Origin of the sequence: Bifidobacterium intestinale (assembly GCF_023656765.1) — a bacterium.
GTDB classification, from domain to species: Bacteria; Actinomycetota; Actinomycetes; order Actinomycetales; family Bifidobacteriaceae; genus Bifidobacterium; species Bifidobacterium hominis.
Genome location: NZ_JAMOKR010000005.1, coordinates 84,954 through 102,822 on the forward strand (window position 1 = coordinate 84,954; position 17,869 = coordinate 102,822).

The following is a 17,869-nucleotide window of genomic DNA, read 5'->3' on the forward strand; positions in this document are numbered from 1 at the left end:
TGCACGGCACAAGAGAAGGAAGTACTACTTGGCGTACACGGAGATGCGCTCGCCCACGTGCGCGGCCTGCTCGGCCTCATCCACCACGGCGATCGCGTAATCCGCGTAGCTGATGTAGCTCTGCCCGGCGGCATTGACGGTGAACTCCTCACCGGCGAGTCCGTACTCCGTGCAATCCGCCGAAACAACCAATGACAGATGAAAGGGATTCGGCATCCTGGAGCATTCCTGCCGGAAATGTTGGGAGCTGCTGAGTCCTACTGCTGCTTGGAAAACGAAAAGGCCGGAACCTTCCGGCTCCGGCCTTTTCGTTATGGTGCGAGCGGGGGGAGTTGAACCCCCACGAGCATACACTCACTGCCACCTGAAGACAGCGCGTCTACCATTCCGCCACGCTCGCAGACAGTCGACTAATTTACACCAAAACCCACGCAACCTCAAATCGGCGTGTCGCGCCGCCATTTTCCGTAGGAAAATTCAAGCGGCGCGACGCGAGGAGGGAGGAAGCTCTGGGAGCTTCCGTACGACGGAGCCATCCTTAAATTCCGCCATTTTCCGTAGGAAAATTCAAGCGGCGCGACACGGCTCGTCCGATTCTGGCGTTTCGGACATTCGACGAATGTTTTAGGGCGCTTGCTTGTCCGATTCTCCAGAATCGGACAACCGGGAGGGGCGGTATGGGCATTAGATGTCTGATTCTGGAGAAACGGACACATTGGGTGGTGGATGGGGTGAGACGGATGGGTGTATGCATGACATGCGCGGAACACATGAAAAAAGACGCCGACGGGTCTGTTCGTCGACGCCTTGGAACGCGGAAGTGTGGCTCAGCATTCGTTTGGGCGGAAGGCCCAAGTGAAATGCATTATCCGCGGGATCCGTTGGCGTAGAAGCGGGTCAGGGTTTCGTCGCGGAATTCGTCGAAATATCCGCCGTCAATCGACGCGCGAATATCGTCCAGCAGCTTCACGAAGAAATGCTCGTTGTGGATCGTCGCCAATGTGAAACCGTTGAATTCGCGGGCACGCAACGCATGATCCACGTAAGCGCGCGAATAATGCGTGCATGTGTAGCAATCGCAGCCCTCTTCAAGTGGTCCAAAATCATGCTTGAATTGCGCGCGCTTGATGTTGTAACGTCCGTCGCGCGTGAAAATCGCGCCATTTCGGCCACAACGCGCCGGTGCGACGCAATCGAACGTATCTCCACCATTCTCGACACATGCGAAAATATCGTCGACCGCGGCGATGCCGAGCACGTGGCGCGGTCGGCTTTCTGGCATTGCATCGCAAATCCAAGCGCAAGTGTCGCCGATAATGCGTTTTTCGATCGCACCGCCGATACCGACGCCGTCGAAGTCCAACGAAGCGATCTGTTCGGCCGCATGCCTGCGCAAATCCTCATAATTCGCGCCCTGCACCACGCCATACAGCGCCTGATACGGCTTGCCGACGCGCTCTTCGGTAAGCCTCTTATGCTCGGCAACGCAACGCTGCGCCCAACGGTAGGTGCGTTCCACGGAACGCTCCTGGTAGCCGCGCGTGTTCATCAGTGTGGTCAGCTCGTCGAACGCGAACATGATGTCGGCGCCGATCTTATGCTGGATTCCCATTGAAATTTCGGCGGAAAAACGGTGCAGTGAGCCGTTGAGCGGCGATTTGAACGTTACGCCGTCCTCGTCTACGAACGCGAGGCGCTCTTTGCCTTCAGCGATCACGTCGTCTGATTTCATTCCGGTCACATCCATGGCGAGGGTTTTCTTGAAGCCTGCGCCGAGCGAAAGCACTTGGAAACCGCCGGAATCGGTGAAGGTCGGACCGTTCCAGTTCATGAATTTGGCAAGGCCGCCGGCTTCGTCGAGCACTTGCTCACCGGGGCGTTCATACAGGTGAAACGCGTTGGACAGCAGGCATTGCGCGCCGAGGTCCTTCATGGTTTCGGGCAGCACGGCTTTCATTGCGGCCTGCGTGGCCACGGGCACGAACGCCGGAGTGTGAATATCGCCGTGGGGGGTATGAATGGTACCGGTGCGGCCGTATCGTGCGCCGCCGCGTCCCTTGCCGTCGGCCGCGTCGGGAAGGCGGGTTTTCTGTTCGAAATAGAAGGCGTCGCGGCGGCCCGGCTTGCCTGGTTCCGCTCCACGCGGATGTTCGATGAGATTCTCGGACACTGCGGTTGCCGCGTTTTGCGTGTCTTGCGCTGTGTCGATAGATGATTCGGTAAGGCTTGTCATGCGGAATATTTTATGCGATAGCGGCGATTCTTGAAAGTGCTGCAAAGAATGCGATTGGTGAAATGAAAATAAGGAAGATGCGGAAAGCGCGATGAAGACGCCGATCGCATTTTGGTGCGATTTTCAGATTCAATGGTGATGTTGAACGTATTTGGTTGCTACTTTCAACAAACATTCAGGAAACTTCCAGAGCGAGTATCTTTACTCGTAGATAGCAGTTCGAGCGGCACGATTGCTGATTTGTGAAATGCCGCGAGACGAATAAGGAGCGAAAATGGCTGAAGAGAACGACCAGAACGCCGTGCAGCCGCAGAATGACGAACAGCAGACCGTGCCGATGCCGCCGGTTGATGCGGAACAGACGCAAACTTACGCAGGCGAGCCGTATGCCGCAGAGTCGGCTACCGAACCGATTGACGTGCAGGGCGGTATTGAGGATCAGCCGACGGCCGCCATGCCTGTTGCGAACGATGGCGCTTCGACGGAATCCGCGGCTGCGGCGGACGATACGCCGGATTATGCTTCTGCAGCGGGCGAACGTACCGTGGTCGACGGCTCCGCGCAGGATGCGCCGACCCAGCAGTACCGTCCGGCACCGGAATATGGTGCGTACGGTCCCGTACCGACGCAGCCGGCTGGTGGCACCGCCTCCGCGAACGGTACTGCGAATGGCGCGCCGAACATGCCTCCGCAGCCGCAATATGGCACGTACGGGCAGACTCCGCAGCAGCCGCAGCGACCTCGTAATCCTTTCTTCGGAAATCCGTATGCGGGTGGAAATCAGCAGAACGATCAACAGAACACGCAATCGAATAACGGCAATCCGTTCATGAAGCCCGCTGCGCAAGGCGGTGCCAACGTGCCGCCGGCCGGGCCGAATACTCCCAATAACGGCAACCCGTTTGGGAATCCGAATAACGGTAATCCGTTCGGTGCCCCGCAGCAGAATGGCGCTGCAGCCAAGCCGAAGTCCGCTTCCGGCGTGACCGGGCATGTGATGACCGGCGTGGTGGCGGCGCTTGTTTCCGCGGTCCTCTGCCTCGGCGTCGGCTACGCGGCAATCACCAATGGATGGGTGACCGTACCCACCTCCAGCTCACTGACCAGCGTGAAGTCCAACACGTCCGGATCCGGTTCGGCTAAAGCCAAATCCGGCGAGGCCGCGGACTGGAGCGCAGTGGCGAAAGAAGTGTCCGATTCTGTGGTGTCCATTGACGTGGCGACCAGCGACGGCAGCGCCAAAGGCTCCGGCGCAATCATTAGCGACAAAGGCTACATCGTCACCAACAACCATGTGATTTCCGGCGCGAAGCAGATTCAAGTGACGCTCGCCAACGGCACCATCTACTCAGCGCAAATCGTCGGCACCGACACCACCACCGATCTGGCCGTAATCAAACTCGACAATCCTCCGAGCAATCTGAAGGCCGCAGAATTTGCCGATTCCGACAATCTTGCCGTGGGTGAATCCGTGATGGCCATCGGCAATCCGCTCGGCTACGATGACACCGCAACCGTCGGCATCGTTTCCGCGCTCAACCGCCCGGTGACCGTGTCCGATGACAACAACAACGACATCGTCACCAACGCCGTGCAGATTGACGCGGCCGTCAACCCAGGTAATTCCGGCGGTCCGACCTTCAATGCGGCCGGCCAGGTGATTGGCATCAACTCATCCATCGCATCCACCACAACATCTTCCGGCACAGCCGGATCCATCGGCATCGGCTTCGCCATTCCGTCGAACCTGGTAAAGCGCGTGGCCAACGAAATCATCGACAACGGCACCGTGCAGCATGTGGCGCTCGGCGTCACCATCAAGAGCTCCACGGTCGAGGCGGACGGCGTGACCCGCGGTTGCACGCAGGTGCAGTCCGTGGTCGACAACAGCCCGGCGGCCAAGGCCGGAGTGAAGGCCGGCGACTCCATCGTGGCGTTCAACGGCAAGGCGGTGAACAACAACTATTCGCTGCTCGGCTACGTGCGCGCCTCCGCCATGAACGACAAGGTGACATTGACGGTCGTGCGCGACGGCAACACCATGGAGCTTGACGTGACGCTCGACCAAGAGGAATCCCAGACGAACTCCTCCAACAACCGGAACCAGCAGAACAACGGCAATGATGGCCAGAGCCAGAACGACAATGGCAACGGTTACGGTAACGGTAACGACGGCAATGGCGGCAACGGAAATGGACAGAGCGACGGCAACGGTAGCAACGGCTACGGTGACGGAGGCGGCCTGTTCGACCCGTTCGGCCTGTGGTAAAGCGCAGACCGCCGCGGTTGGCCGTGGAAGGTTGCGGTCGGCTGCGGCGGACTGCAATACGGGTGGCGACCACCCGATAGGCTGACGGCGAAGACGTAACTGGAGTTGCTTAATCGCAAGAACGTCTTGTGAACGTCATCGCGAGAACGGTAAAACCGCGGAAAACCAACGAAAACCAATAAAAGTTAAAAGCAGAAGCAGGACTGTGCGAACAATCGTACAGTCCTGCTTTTCTATTTTTTGGCAATTGCGACACGAAAATCGCAATTGTTTGCTACGCTGGAAATATCTTTTTACGCCGTGTATCGATGGCTCGCGCGGGCGAGGCGCCGATGGGTTAACAAGGCGTCCGATACGAGCGTAAGGAGATTCTCATGCGTAGAATCATCGATATTTGCTGGCGACTGTGCAAGCAGGTTCCGTTACTGCCGATCACCATTCTGGCCGCGATTCCGTTGGCATTGCTGGGGGAGTGGAGGCCGTGGGGCGAGGCTGCGTGGGTTTCTCACGATTTGCATGCTGGCTTTGGTTGGCTGAGCTCGTTTAATCCGGGTGTTGGGCAGTGGATAGTGATCGCGCTGGTCGTATACACGATTGTGGTGACGGTGCGTGGCATGATCGACGATCTACGGAACGGCCATGTTGGCGTCGATCTGCTGGCGGTCGTTGCGATTGCGTCGACGGTTGCAGTGCAGGAATATTGGGCCGCTTGGGCCGTGGTGCTGATGATCTCATCCGGCGAGGCAATCGAGGAATTCGCGCAGTCGAAGGCCGAAAGCAACCTGACCGCGCTGATCGACGCGGCACCCCGAACCGCGCACGTGGTTGCGCTGCCGGGAGTGCGCGGGCATGTGCATGCTACGGGCAGCGAGCATACGGCCGACGTGACAGTCGACGGATTCCGCGCCGTCAGAATGTCCGATTCTGCAGAAACGGACAACCAAGACGGCGAAAAGCATACTTACGTGTCCGAATCTCCAGAATCGGACACAAAAGGTGCTTCGCAAACGTATGATGCGGCTGGAGAGCGCTTCGAAACGGTCCCCGTCGATCAGGTGCGGCTTGGCGACGTGATTCTGGTGCTGCCTGGCGAAACGGTGCCTGTCGACGGCGAGCTGCTGTCGGGTGTAGCCACGCTGGATCTAAGCAACATCAACGGCGAGCCTGTGCCGCGTGAAGTGTATGCGGGCGCTCGCGTGATGTCTGGCGCAGTCAATGGCTCGACCACGTTGACCATGCGTGCCACGCAACTTGCGCAGGATTCGCAGTATCAGAAGATTCTCGAGCTGGTTTCGTCGGCGCAAGAGTCGCGCCCCGCTGTCGTGAAGACCGCGGATATGCTTGCAGTGCCGTTTACCGTGCTTTCGCTTGCGATTGCTGGGATTGCATGGGCGGTTTCCGGGCTGCCGCTGCGATTCGCGCAGGTGCTGGTTCTCGCCACGCCTTGCCCGCTGCTGATTGCCGCGCCGGTTGCGTATGTGGCTGGAACAGGGCGTCTTGCCAAAGCGGGAATCCTGATTAAAGCACAGGACGTGTTGGAAAATCTAGGCCGCGTATCGCATATTTTCTTCGATAAAACCGGCACGCTTACCGTCAAGCAACCGCAGGTCGTGCGCGTGGAGAAACCGTTCGGAACGAGTTCGCCGTTCAATGAAGACCATATTCTCATGATGGCCGGTGTGGTGGAAAGTTACTCGGTGCACATTCTGTCGAAAGGTATTGCGGCGGCCGGGCGCAAGGCCATGGACGACTTGTACGCGCGGTATGCGTCAGGGCAGCGGTTATGCGCTGAGCGTGATTTGCCTGGGCATGGGCGCGACTATCCGGTGGTGAAGAACATTGTGGAGGATTCAGGTAAAGGTGTTTCCGGCGAAGTGAACGGGCACCGGGTGCGTGTGGGGCGTTTTGCGTATGCGACGGCCGACGAATCCGGATTCATGCCGGTGCTGCATGCGCCGAGTGAACGCTGCTTGTCCGATTCTTCAGAATCGGACACTCTAGGAGTACGAGACGGAATGTCTGACGATGCGCAGCCTGCGGCCGCAAACCCCTCCATCACCCCTTCCGCCGAGGCGGCGCAGACGACGCCCGTCCGCAAGTCCGAAACCGCAAACTCGCTGTTCGCTCCGCTTGCGCCGGACGAGATGGCCGCATACGTGGCGATCGACGGCAAACTGGCCGCCCGCATCGTGCTTCGCGACGTGCCCCGTGCGAATACGAAACGTTCCTTGGCCCGTCTGCATGAGCTCGGCATCAAGGAACTGTCCATGCTTACCGGCGACAAGGCCGCGTCCGCCCGCATCATCGCAAATGAGGTCGGTATCGATGACGTACAATCCGAGCTGTTCCCTGAAGATAAGGTTGCCGCTGTTAAAAATGCCACCGAGTCCACGCATCAAAACCGGTCCGTGCTCGCCCGCATCATGCGGCGTATAACTGGCGAATCCAAGAACCGCCAGGTTACCATGATGGTCGGCGACGGCGTCAACGACGCCCCCGTACTTGCGGTCGCCGACATTGGCATGGCCATGACCGACGGCACGTCCACTGCGGCTTCCGAATCCGCGCAGGTGGTCATCATGAATGATGACATTGCCTCTGTGCCGCGTGCCATCGCCATCGCACGTCGTACGAAGAACGTGATGCTTCAGGCGGTGTTGATTGGCCTCGGCCTCGCCATCATTGGCATGGTCGCGGCCGCATTCAACCTGATTCCCGTGGTTGTTGGCGCATTCATGCAGGAGGTGATCGACGTGGTCAGCATTCTGTGGGCGCTCACTGTGCTTTTCGACCGCGGCGAATCCGCGTGATTTGCGGGAAGTGGTGTCATGCGCGCCGCTTTGTGCTGGGTGCTTAAGAAGTCGGAGCCTGGAAAATGTGTCGTAGGGTGATTTTGCGGTCGGTTTAAAGTTTGGATTTGCGCATTTAACCCAGATGAGATACACAATTCGCCTATATATGGCAGATAGGCGCTTTGGGGAAGCGTTTACAACGAGCTTGGCGAGACTTCGCCAGCGATCGATACGCGCATCCACTTGCCAAAGTCGGCTCCGGTCACACCTTGCGACAGCAGGAACATGATTTTCGCATACGTGGCTTCCAGTGTCATATCACCGGATCCGATTGCGCCGGCGCGGGCGATCGCATCGCCTGTCTCGTAATGGCCGAGCAGCACTTCCGCCTGCTGACATTGCGACGCGATCACAACGGGAACATCATCATGTAGCACGTCGGCAATCACGTCAGTCAATCCCGGTTCGTCGCTCGGCACATTGCCGACGCCGTACGCGCGCAACAATACCGCTTCCGGACGCGGCGTAAGCATCGCTTCCAGTCGCGTCGCGGAAATGCCGGGCGCCATATCAATCACGGCAACATCGTGACGGGAGTAAGGCTGAGGTGACGTCCAGCCGCAACCGACCGAAGCGGCATCGCCCGCATACCAATGCCATGGCGTGCCCGTACGGGCCAGCGGTCCGACGGAAGGCGCTGAAAATCCTTCAAACGCCCAACTCGACGATTTGCTCACGCGATTGCCGGCAAACAGGTGATGTCCAAAAAACAGTCCCACACCGTGGAATCGTTCGCTCATCGCGGCGTTCAGCGCGCCCGTGACATTCGCAGTGGCATCCGATTCGATTTTGCCGAGCGGATGCTGCGAGCCCGTGAAAATCACTGGCTTGCCGAAATCAGCCAGTGCATACGAAAGCGCGGCGCTCGAATAGCTCATTGTGTCGGTGCCATGCAGCACCACGAACGCGTCGGCATCATCGCGATGCGCACGCAAGTCATCAACCATCGTCTGCCAATTGTCAGGCGTCGCGTTCGACGAGTCGATAAGCGGATTAAGCTCGGTGAACGTGAACAGGCTTGCGTTCATGTGCGCGTCCTCCAGCAGGCGGAACAGCCATCCGCGAGTGTCGGCGCCCGGAATCAGGCCGTTCGGCGAGTCGATCATGCCGATGGTGCCGCCGGTATATGTGATGTGAATGCGCATTGCCACCTTCTTACGATTGCTTGGTACTTGATAAGTACTTGCTTGCGATTGCGGGATGGGCGAATTACGATATTCCGGATTCCTACATCCCGCGTTTTTGCGACCACTTGCGATTGTACGTGCATCTGCCGCGCTCATCGCGTGCGATTAATGCAGACACGCGTCGGATTCGTTTGGATTCAGCCATATTCGGTTGAATCCAAACGACTTGCGATCGACTACTTGCCCGGCACTTCCGTGGTTTCAAGCACGTCAGGCACGTCGTTGCCATTGTCGTCGAGCATTTCGTCCATCAGATTGCCGTTGATGCGGCCGCGCACGTAGAACCAGCCCGCAACCATGGCGATGATCACCACCACGAACATGGCGAGCGTCCAACGGCCGGCAGCGCTGGTGAGATTCGACAGCACAACAACCGCGAAGAAGATGAGCGAAATATAATTCGTGTACGGAGCGCCCGGCATGCGATAGTCAGGACGAGTCTCCTCGCCAGCCTTCACCTTCTTTAGGAACGTGAGATGCGTGACCAGAATGGCCGCCCACGTTCCGGCAATGCCAATACCTGCCAGATTCATGACGATTTCAAACGCGTCGGCAGGAAGTACCGCGTTCATCACCACGCCGATCAGGCCAAGTGCGGACGTGATGATAATGCCGCCATACGGCACATGATGCTTGTTCATACGTGCGGCGAACTTCGGACCAGATCCGGCCACAGCCAGCGAACGCAACGTACGACCAGTGGAATACAGGCCAGCATTCAGGGAGGAAAGCGCCGCGGTGAGCACCACAACCTGAATCACATCTCCGGCATGCGGAATGCCAATGCCGGAGAAGAATGTGACGAACGGGGACTCATTCGACGAGTAGGCGGCGTATGGCAGCACCAGCGCCATAAGCACCACGGAACCCACATAGAACACGAAAATGCGAATAATCATCGAATTAATGGCCTTCGGCAGCACCTTTTCGGCATCCTTCGCCTCACCGGCCGCCACGCCAACCATTTCAGTGCCGCCGAATGCGAACACCACGCCAAGCGTCAGCGCGAACACCGGAGCGATACCATTCGGGAACAGACCGCCATTGTCGGTGATATTCGCAACACCGGCGTGCGCGTCGCCAACCGGAGCGCCCGTAACAATCGCCCAAATCGCAATAACCATGAACGCGATAATCGTGGCCACCTTAATGGCGGCAAACCAGAATTCCGCCTCGCCGAACATCTTCACACTCAGCAGATTCAGCACAAATACCAATGCCAGCGCGCACAAGGCGATCAGCCATTGCGGCACCCCCTGGAACGCCTTCCAATAGTGGAAATACACGGCAACAGCGGTGATATCAGCCATAACCGTAACGGACCAGTCCAAGAAGAACAGCCAGCCGGTCACATATGCGCCCTTCTCACCCAAGAATTCGCGGGCATACGACACGAACGCGCCCGACGATGGACGGCGAATCGCAAGCTCACCCAATGCGCGAACCATCAGGAACGCGAAAATACCGCACACCGCGTATGCGATCGCAAGACCTGCACCACCTTGCGCAAGACGGCCACCAGCGCCCAAAAACAGGCCGGTGCCAATGGAACCGCCAATCGCGATCATCTGAATATGACGCGGCTTCAAATCCTTCGCATAGCCCGCGTCACTTTTATCCTGCTTCTGCGCAGACGACTGCTGCGTCGCGCTTGGCGAGGTATTGGAATTACTCATAGTAATAGTTCTTTTCTCTATTTCCTCTGGTTTTCTTTTATTTATTTCGACTGCTGCGTCGCATTTTTCCGACGGAGCTATTTTACGAAAGTCGTTCCGCGAAGCTGTTCCGGCGAAGCGGTTTCGCGAAAGCTGGCCGCACCGACGTCATAATTGCTACCCCTGTGTGAATGCCGCATACATTATATGGACGGCTCTTTACCGTTTGTTGACATTCCACTCATAGTGCGTCAGTGGCCACGGTCCGTGCCCCTCTTCCAACGCCAGGTTGTCCGATTCTCCAGAATCGGACAAACGAGACAACCGAGACGTGACGGAAACGACATGACGGATGGGCATACGTGAGAAATTCCAAAGGACGAAACCGGAAGGCGAGGCGAAGAAGTCGTAAGAAAGTGCATAAGCGCCCCTGTCGCAAATGCAGGGAATGCATTAGGCTAGAGCGCGTGACTGAAACTAATGAACTTCGTATTGCTGTAATCGGCGCCGGCCCTGCAGGCGTCTACTCCTCTGACATTTTCCTGCGCCAGTTGAAGAAGCTCGGCGAGGGGCTTGGCCTCGGCACTGCCGCGCGCATCGACCTGTTCGAAAAGCTGCCTGTGCCGTTCGGCCTGGTGCGCTACGGAGTGGCCCCCGACCACCCGTCCATCAAATTCATCGCGTCGGCGCTCGAAAAGACACTCGACAACCCCGACATCCACCTGTATTGCGACGTGGAATTCGGCAAGGACGTGACCCTCGACGAGCTGCTTGAACGTTACGATGCCGTGCTGTTCGCCACCGGTGCCGTTGAGGACAAGCCACTTGGACTGCCGGGTGCCGACCTGGATGGCGTGTATGGCGCAGCCAAGTTTGTGGAATGGTACGACGGTTATCCGACCGGCGCTCGCGAATGGCCGCTTGCAGCTGAGGAAGTCGCCGTGATTGGCGGCGGCAACGTGGCCATGGATGTGGCGCGCGAACTCATGCGCAATGCCGACGATCTGAAGGAACGCACTGATATTCCAGACAATGTGTACGAGGGCATCAAGGCGAACAAGGCTCGCGTGCTGCACCTGTTTATTCGTCGCGGTGTGGCGCAAGCCAAGTTCTCCGTGCAGGAATTGCGCGAGATGGAGAAGCTGCCGGGAGTGCAGCTGATCATCAACGAAGACGATTTCGATTTGGATGAAGACACGATTGAAGAGGCCGGCAAAGACAAGCTGACCCGTCAGATGGTCGAAGAGCTGTTCACGATTCGTGAGATGGCGGAAGACATGGAAGATGACGGTGACGTGGATTACGAGGGTAATCCGGCTGATCGCAAGTATTATGTGCACTTCAATTCCGCGCCGGTCGAAGTGTTGGGTGAGGACGGCAAGGTCGTTGGCATTCGCGTGGAGAAGACCGAAACGTCGGCTGACGGCAAGATGAGCCGCACCGGCGAGTTTGAAGAGTATCCGGTGCAGGCCGTGTACCATGCGATCGGCTACAAGCCGGCCACCGCGCCGGGCATCGCGTACGACGAGCGTCACGCGCATCTGGCGAACGCGAATGGTGACGGACGCATCACCGTTGCTGCTGAGGCTGGAGCTGATGGTGCGGATGCTGCGGTTGAGGTGCGTGAGCGTCTGTATGCGACCGGTTGGGCGAAGCGCGGTCCGGTTGGTTTGATCGGTTCCACCAAGTCCGACGCGTTGCTGATCGTGACCAACATGCTGGAAGATCTGTCGAAGGCTGCCGAGGGTGGCCGTGTGGCCGCTGATCGTGATCCGGAGTCCATCGACCGACTGCTGGAGTCGCGCGGTGTCAAGCCGATCGACTTTGCCGGTTGGAAGAAGATTGACGCGTTCGAACGCGCTGAGGGTGCGAAGGAAGGCCGCGAGCACAAGAAGGTCATCGATCCGGAGCAGATGCGCGCCTTGGCTCACGCCTAAGGCGGGTGTTTGGAGTCCGGTCCGATAGGTTTCAGGCTTTTTCATGCGTCTTGGGTGTCCGATTCTGGTGAATCGGACACCCAAGACGTTTTTTTATCCCGTACTTGCCCGTTTCTGGTGAATCGGATATACAGTATGACGAAAAGCGTGCATGTGTGTCCGTTTCTGCAGAATCGGACATCCGGGGAGAAGCTGAGTATGCGAACTTCCGCAACTGCCCCCTAGTCCTTTCCGCAGTCCAGTCTCCAGCACATATCCAGCAAAAACTCAGGCTCCGTTTCTACGCTAGTGACCATGAACGGCAAATTGCGGGTGCATGGCCATTGCAATGGCTTGAAGACAACGCTGTTATTCGCGTTGATGTGGGGCGTCATCATGCTCATTTGGTGGGCGACCGGTGGCGGCCAGCGTACGCTTGGTATCTACATTCTCATCGGACTTGGCTCAACGTTCGCATCCTACTGGTTTTCCGACAAACTTGCGATTGCATCCATGCGTGCGCAGGAAGTCAGCGAGCAGGAAGCGCCGGTACTGTACAAAATCGTGCGCGAACTGTCGGCGAAGGCGGGCAAGCCTATGCCACGTATTTATATCGCCCCAACCATGAGTCCCAATGCGTTCGCAACGGGACGCAATGAACGTCATGCGGCGGTCTGCTGCACACAGGGCATTCTGCAGATGCTGAACGAACGTGAGATTCGCGGCGTACTTGGGCACGAGCTTATGCACGTGTACAATCACGATATCCTGACGTCTGCAATCGCGTCCGCAATGGCGACGGTCATTTCGTATCTCGGATATTCGCTCATGTATTTCGGTGGTGGCAATTCGCGCGATGATCGCAATGACTCGTCCTCTAATGGTCTTGGATTGCTGGGTGTGCTGTTGAGCACGATTCTTGCGCCAATTGCCGCTTCGCTTATTCAGATGGCGATTTCACGTACGCGAGAATATGATGCTGACGAAGATGGTTCCATGCTTACGGAAGATCCGGAGGCGCTCGCATCCGCATTGAATAAGATTTCGAACGGTGCTGAGGCGATGCCGATGCAGAAGACTGCCGGTACGCAGTCGGTTGCTGCGATGATGATTGCGAATCCGTTCTCTGCGGAAGGTTTTTCTCGCCTGTTTTCCACGCATCCGGCGACTGAGGATCGTATTGCCCGGTTGATGCAGATGAGTCAGGAGATGAAGGCGCAGGGCGTGCAGTCCGGCTATTTGGCTGGCGGTTATGCGACGAGCGGGTATGCTTCGACGGATATTCGTCGGCAGAATGGGGGTATCTCTGGTGCTGGTGCTGGTGCTGGTGCTGGTGCTGGTTCGGGGGTATACTCTGGCGGGGGTTATTCACGAGATTATTCGCAGAATCCCGTGCAAGGCTGGTATGGTCGCTGATCGATGTGCGATTGCAATGTGCGCGTTGCGCAAGTCATGGGTGATTGCATAGGATTCTGCTGATTCTGTTACGAATTGTAGCTGTTTCCTGTGGTTTCCTGTTGTGATGTATTGCATGAATATTCTGATGTCAGCTGACAAGTGACATTAATGCTGTTGTGGCTGTTGCGTGTTGATTGATGTGCGATTTGGCAAATGGGTGACGGTATCGAATATCGGTCGACGGTCATGAATGCTGCGAATGCATGCTAGACTAAATGATTGTGTCCAAAAGGCACGCTTTTTGCGGATGTAGTTCATCGGTAGAACGAAAGCTTCCCAAGCTTTAGAGGCGGGTTCGACTCCCGTCATCCGCTCCAAACGCTTCAACGGTGAGGCTATAAATCATATTTGTTTCAACGTTTTGGATTATGCCGTTTGCTGATCAACTGCAGGGGGCGGTTAAACGTTGTCATGGTGTTGCCACTGTGCCGATGTGATGCCGCTATCGCCGAATATTCCACTCGTACGACGTCTACGGCTCTTCAGCCGTACTTTAGTTGTCCGATTCTGGTGAATCAGACACACAATACGTGTGTGCCGTGGTTTGCATGTCCGATTCTGGAGAAACGGACACATAAGGTGTCGTACGCAGGCCATACATGTCCGTTTCTCCAGAATCGGACATCCGTGACGTGGATGCAGTAACGTGAGACTTGTGAGTACGAACGAGAAGAACCCTGAATTCCATCCGCAGCTTGCGAATCCGGAATCTCCCGAGCGTGGCAATGCCTACAGTCCGCTCAAAGGCCATGCGATCGCACATAGCGGCACGGTTATCGGCCTTCTTGCGATTGTGCTTTGGGGTTTCATGGCCGGACTCGTCCGTCTGGTTTCCGAATCGTTCGGCGCAACGCTCGGGTCCGCGCTTATCTACACGGTTGGCGGAATTCTGCTACTGGTCGTGCGTAAACCGACGCCAATCCGTCGCGCGCCGCGCAAATATCTCATCATCTGCGGAATCATGTTCGTTGCATACGAGGCGTCAATCTCACTATCGATCGGGCTCGCATCGACAGCTGCACAATCCGTTGAGGTCAGTTTGGTCAATTATTTATGGCCGACATTGCTTGTACTGATGACCGCGGCCGTCTCGCATAAACGAGGTGCCGTCTGGAAGGCGCTTCCTGGTGCAATCGTTGCGACCATTGGCGTCGCAATGGCGGTAGGGGGTGAAAGCCTTAACGTTCATGAAGCGTTGCGTAACATTTCCAGCAACCCCCTTCCGTATGCTTTGGCTTTCGCTGGGGCTTTCATTTGGGCAATTTACGCGACGGTGACGCCGAAAATGTCCGACGGATACGACGGCACGACGATTTTCTTCTGCTGTGTCGCTGTTGTGTTATGGTTGATTCACTTCACTTCGGGGGAAGGCCTGCCTGCGACTGCGCCCGGGATTGGTGGTTATGTTGCGTTGGCTGCTTGTGCCGCATCTATTGCGGGAGGATATGCCTGTTGGGGATATGGCATGTTGCACGGAAGCATGGAGACGCTGGCGATTGGGTCGTATGCGACGCCGCTGTTCTCCACGGCTTCTAGCACGGTTCTGTTGGGCGTGGCGCTCGGAGCGTCGTTCTGGATTGGCGTGGCGCTTGTGGTGGGCGGCACGCTTGTCAACGTGTGGCTCGGCAAACCCGCCCCCAGTGTGTCCGTTTCTGGTGAATCGGACGTCTGAGGTGTAATGCGCCCATCTTGGTTGTCCGTTTCTCCCGAATCGGACTTCCAGACCGTGTGCCGCCCACCCAGTGTATCGATGTCCCACAGCACATTCATGTCCACGAAGTCGACCATGCTTTTCCATTGTTCCGCGCCGGAATCGCCGTTGTCGTCCAGGAGTTTGACGGCGGTGGTGTCGGCTGGTATTTGGTATGTGTTGCCGTTGGCGGTGATGGTGATGCGTCGCCAATGACGCGTCCATGTGTGCCAGCCGAAACCGATCTAAACCGGCTTAAACCAGCCCGTTCAAATCCGCCTCGTCACATCACCTTGGTGGACTCCAGATTGCGGCTCACCCAGTTGTTCAACCGGATCACCGGCTTGCGCAACACCAATCCCAGCAGCAGCGAAGGAATCAGGAACAAGGCGAGATACACCATGTCAAGCAGGTACTCATTGCCGTACGATCCGGCCATCGCGGCGTGCATGGCATCGATGGCGTGCGGGAACGGTAGGAACGGGTAGAGCATTTGGAAGAACTTCGGCAGCGTCTCGATAGGGAACGTACCGCCCGAACCGGCGACCTGCATCACCAGCAGCACCACGGCCACGGCCTTGCCGATATCGCCGAACGACACGGTCAGCGTATATACGATATTCGAGAACACGAGCGCGGCAAGCCACCCCACGGCAAGGAACTGCAGCGCATGATTCGCCTGCACGCCAAGGAAATACATGTCACCCAGGCAAACCAGTGTGCCCTGCAGCAACGCGAGCAGTGCGAAGATCGCGTACCGTCCGAAATACTCGTGGTCGAGGCGCAGTCCCCAACGTGAGGCGTTCCCCGGGCCGGACGGGCCGGCGACGCGCGGCAGCGTGTCGCCCAAGCCCAGCACATGCGCCTTCTCGCGGTCCGAAATTGTCACTTTCAGCATGGCGCACAGGATGATCGCACCCACCCAGATTGACAGGATCGTATAGAACGGCGCCATGGCTGAACCGTAGTTCGCGATCGGGTACACTGAGACGCGATGCAGTGCGACGGGCGCGGAAATCAGCGTGGACAGTGTGGACGCGTTGGCGGTGGCCAGTGCACGTAGTTCGTCCGATTCACCCGAATCGGACGAACTGGCGTCGTTGTCACCGTCGCCACCATCGCTGTTGCCGTCACCGGCGTTCCCGCCCGTCTCCAGCTTCGTGATCAGCTCCTTCACCGTCGCTGCCGACGAGTCGAGTTTCTTCGCGATCGCGCCGAGCGTGGAACGGATGGATGTCACATTCGTCCCCACATCGCCCGTCACATCGTCCAGATCGTCGGCGGTGCCGCTCAGCTGGGTGATCATGCTGTCGGTTTGGGAGATCAGCGTGCTGACTGTGGAGGCGAGCGCGTCGATTTTCGGCTTGACGTTCGTGGCGTAATCGTCGCGCACATTGCTGATCGACTGCTTCGCGGAGGTGATGCGGTTCAGGATCTCCTTGCGGGAGCGTTCCGCGGCTGCGGTATCCTGCGTGACCTGCGTGGAAGCGTCTTTCAGCTGCTGCGCGAGCTTCTGCGAATCGCCTTTGGCGGCTTCCAGCAGCGTGATCTCCCGGTCGATGGCTTCCAGCAGCGCCTGTTTCGCGGAATCACTGTCCGGTAGTTGTTCCACCGATTCGTGCATGTGGTTGAGGCTTGTGATGTACGTGTCGTACAGCGATTCGCTGCTGGAGACTTGTTCGCTCAACGTTGTCAACTGGCTGGCTGCGGTGTCTGAGTCCTTGCCGATCGCGTCGAACGCCTTGTTCACCTTGGCAGCTACTTGGTCGAACGCGCTTGACACCTGGTCGAGCGCGGTGTTCACTGAGGAGGTGACGTTCGCACCTGCCGAAGTGAACGACGTGGCACCTGATTTGCCTTGCTTCAACGCGTTCTGGGCCTGTTTGCCCGCCTTGGTCGCCGAGGCGAGCAGTTTGCCCGTGGAATCCACGATGTCGTTCGCCGAGCCGAGCAGCTGCGAATACGACGTTACCTGCTGCGATGCGCCGCTCAGCGTATCCGCCATGGTGGTGAGATTGCCGTTGAGGTTGCGCATGTATTCGGCCATTTGCGGGCTTTGCGAATAGTGTAGGATGCTTGAGGCCAGGTCGAGTCCGACTTGCGCGATCGTTTTGGCGAAGGTTTTGTCGATCGTGTTGACCACGGTTGTCGCGCCCTGATCGGTGATATGCGGGGCGATCGGGTTGATTTTCTCGTTCAGATAGTACTTGAGCTGCGCGTGTTTGATGTCGGGAGAGAACAGCGTCATCATGTCGGCGCTGAAACCTTTCGGAATTACGATCGCCGCATAGTATTCGCCGGATTTCACTCCGTCGATTGCCTTGTCGCTTTTCACGAACTGCCAGTCCAGCTGGTCGTTGGCGTGCAGTGTGCTGATGATGGTTTCGCCCACGTTGACGCGCACCGGTATGAGATCCGACTTGTAACCCTTGTCGTTATTGGCCACGGCGACCTTCAATGCCTTGGTGTTGCCGTAGGGGTCCCAGCTGGCCGCGATGTTGAACCAGGCGTACAGTGCCGGTACCACCACCAGGCCCATCGAGACGATCACGGCGATCACGTTGCGGGTGGCGTGGCACATGTCCCGCTTGAAGATGCCCCAGATTATT

At 57.6% G+C, this 17,869-nt stretch carries 10 protein-coding genes, 2 tRNA genes and 1 pseudogene; 7 read left to right on the forward strand and 6 right to left on the reverse strand.

Annotated features, from left to right (window positions below; genetic code table 11):
- Nucleotides 1–24: 24 nt before the first annotated feature.
- The 3 genes and pseudogenes from NBH13_RS07400 to tgt form a co-directional block, all read right to left on the reverse strand.
- A pseudogene (locus NBH13_RS07400) lies at nt 25–168 on the reverse strand (NAD(P)-dependent oxidoreductase); the annotation flags it as partial.
- A 146-nt stretch (nt 169–314) separates the two neighbouring features.
- Nucleotides 315–400, reverse strand: a tRNA-Leu gene (locus NBH13_RS07405).
- Between the two features lie 465 nt (nt 401–865).
- Nucleotides 866–2,233 (reverse strand): tRNA guanosine(34) transglycosylase Tgt, encoded by a 1,368-nt coding sequence (gene tgt / locus NBH13_RS07410; RefSeq protein ID WP_186291038.1) that lies wholly within the window; start codon nt 2,231–2,233, stop codon nt 866–868.
- 274 nt (nt 2,234–2,507) lie between these two features.
- Between tgt and NBH13_RS07415 the strand changes: the two genes are divergently transcribed.
- Nucleotides 2,508–4,502, forward strand: a complete 1,995-nt coding sequence (locus tag NBH13_RS07415) for a S1C family serine protease (RefSeq protein ID WP_250779451.1) — start codon at nt 2,508–2,510, stop codon at nt 4,500–4,502.
- A gap of 374 nt (nt 4,503–4,876) precedes the next feature.
- On the forward strand, nt 4,877–7,312 hold the full coding sequence (locus NBH13_RS07420) for an HAD-IC family P-type ATPase (protein ID WP_250779452.1): 2,436 nt from the start codon (nt 4,877–4,879) through the stop codon (nt 7,310–7,312).
- 176 nt (nt 7,313–7,488) lie between these two features.
- Here NBH13_RS07420 and NBH13_RS07425 read toward each other — a convergent pair whose 3' ends face one another.
- Nucleotides 7,489–8,499 (reverse strand): asparaginase, encoded by a 1,011-nt coding sequence (locus NBH13_RS07425; protein ID WP_250779453.1) that lies wholly within the window; start codon nt 8,497–8,499, stop codon nt 7,489–7,491.
- Between the two features lie 218 nt (nt 8,500–8,717).
- Nucleotides 8,718–10,217 carry an amino acid permease gene (locus tag NBH13_RS07430; protein WP_250779454.1) on the reverse strand — a complete coding sequence of 500 codons (1,500 nt, stop codon included), beginning with the start codon at nt 10,215–10,217 and terminating at the stop codon, nt 8,718–8,720.
- A 446-nt stretch (nt 10,218–10,663) separates the two neighbouring features.
- Here NBH13_RS07430 and NBH13_RS07435 point away from each other — a divergent pair, with 446 nt between their 5' ends.
- From NBH13_RS07435 to NBH13_RS07455, 5 genes are all read left to right on the forward strand, one after another.
- Nucleotides 10,664–12,133: an FAD-dependent oxidoreductase gene (locus NBH13_RS07435; protein WP_250779455.1), complete on the forward strand. Its 1,470-nt coding sequence runs from the start codon at nt 10,664–10,666 to the stop codon at nt 12,131–12,133.
- 294 nt (nt 12,134–12,427) lie between these two features.
- Nucleotides 12,428–13,528 carry a zinc metalloprotease HtpX gene (gene htpX / locus NBH13_RS07440; protein WP_250779456.1) on the forward strand — a complete coding sequence of 367 codons (1,101 nt, stop codon included), beginning with the start codon at nt 12,428–12,430 and terminating at the stop codon, nt 13,526–13,528.
- A 285-nt stretch (nt 13,529–13,813) separates the two neighbouring features.
- Nucleotides 13,814–13,887: transfer RNA gene (locus NBH13_RS07445), tRNA-Gly, on the forward strand.
- A gap of 437 nt (nt 13,888–14,324) precedes the next feature.
- Nucleotides 14,325–15,242 carry an aromatic amino acid DMT transporter YddG gene (gene yddG, locus NBH13_RS07450; RefSeq protein WP_250779524.1) on the forward strand — a complete coding sequence of 306 codons (918 nt, stop codon included), beginning with the start codon at nt 14,325–14,327 and terminating at the stop codon, nt 15,240–15,242.
- Nucleotides 15,243–15,338: 96 nt separating this feature from the next.
- Nucleotides 15,339–15,476 carry a hypothetical protein gene (locus NBH13_RS07455; RefSeq protein ID WP_186291039.1) on the forward strand — a complete coding sequence of 46 codons (138 nt, stop codon included), beginning with the start codon at nt 15,339–15,341 and terminating at the stop codon, nt 15,474–15,476.
- 67 nt (nt 15,477–15,543) lie between these two features.
- Here the strand turns inward: NBH13_RS07455 and NBH13_RS07460 are convergent, their stop codons facing one another.
- Nucleotides 15,544–17,868: a YhgE/Pip family protein gene (locus NBH13_RS07460; protein WP_502801766.1), complete on the reverse strand. Its 2,325-nt coding sequence runs from the start codon at nt 17,866–17,868 to the stop codon at nt 15,544–15,546.
- Nucleotide 17,869 lies beyond the last annotated feature (1 nt).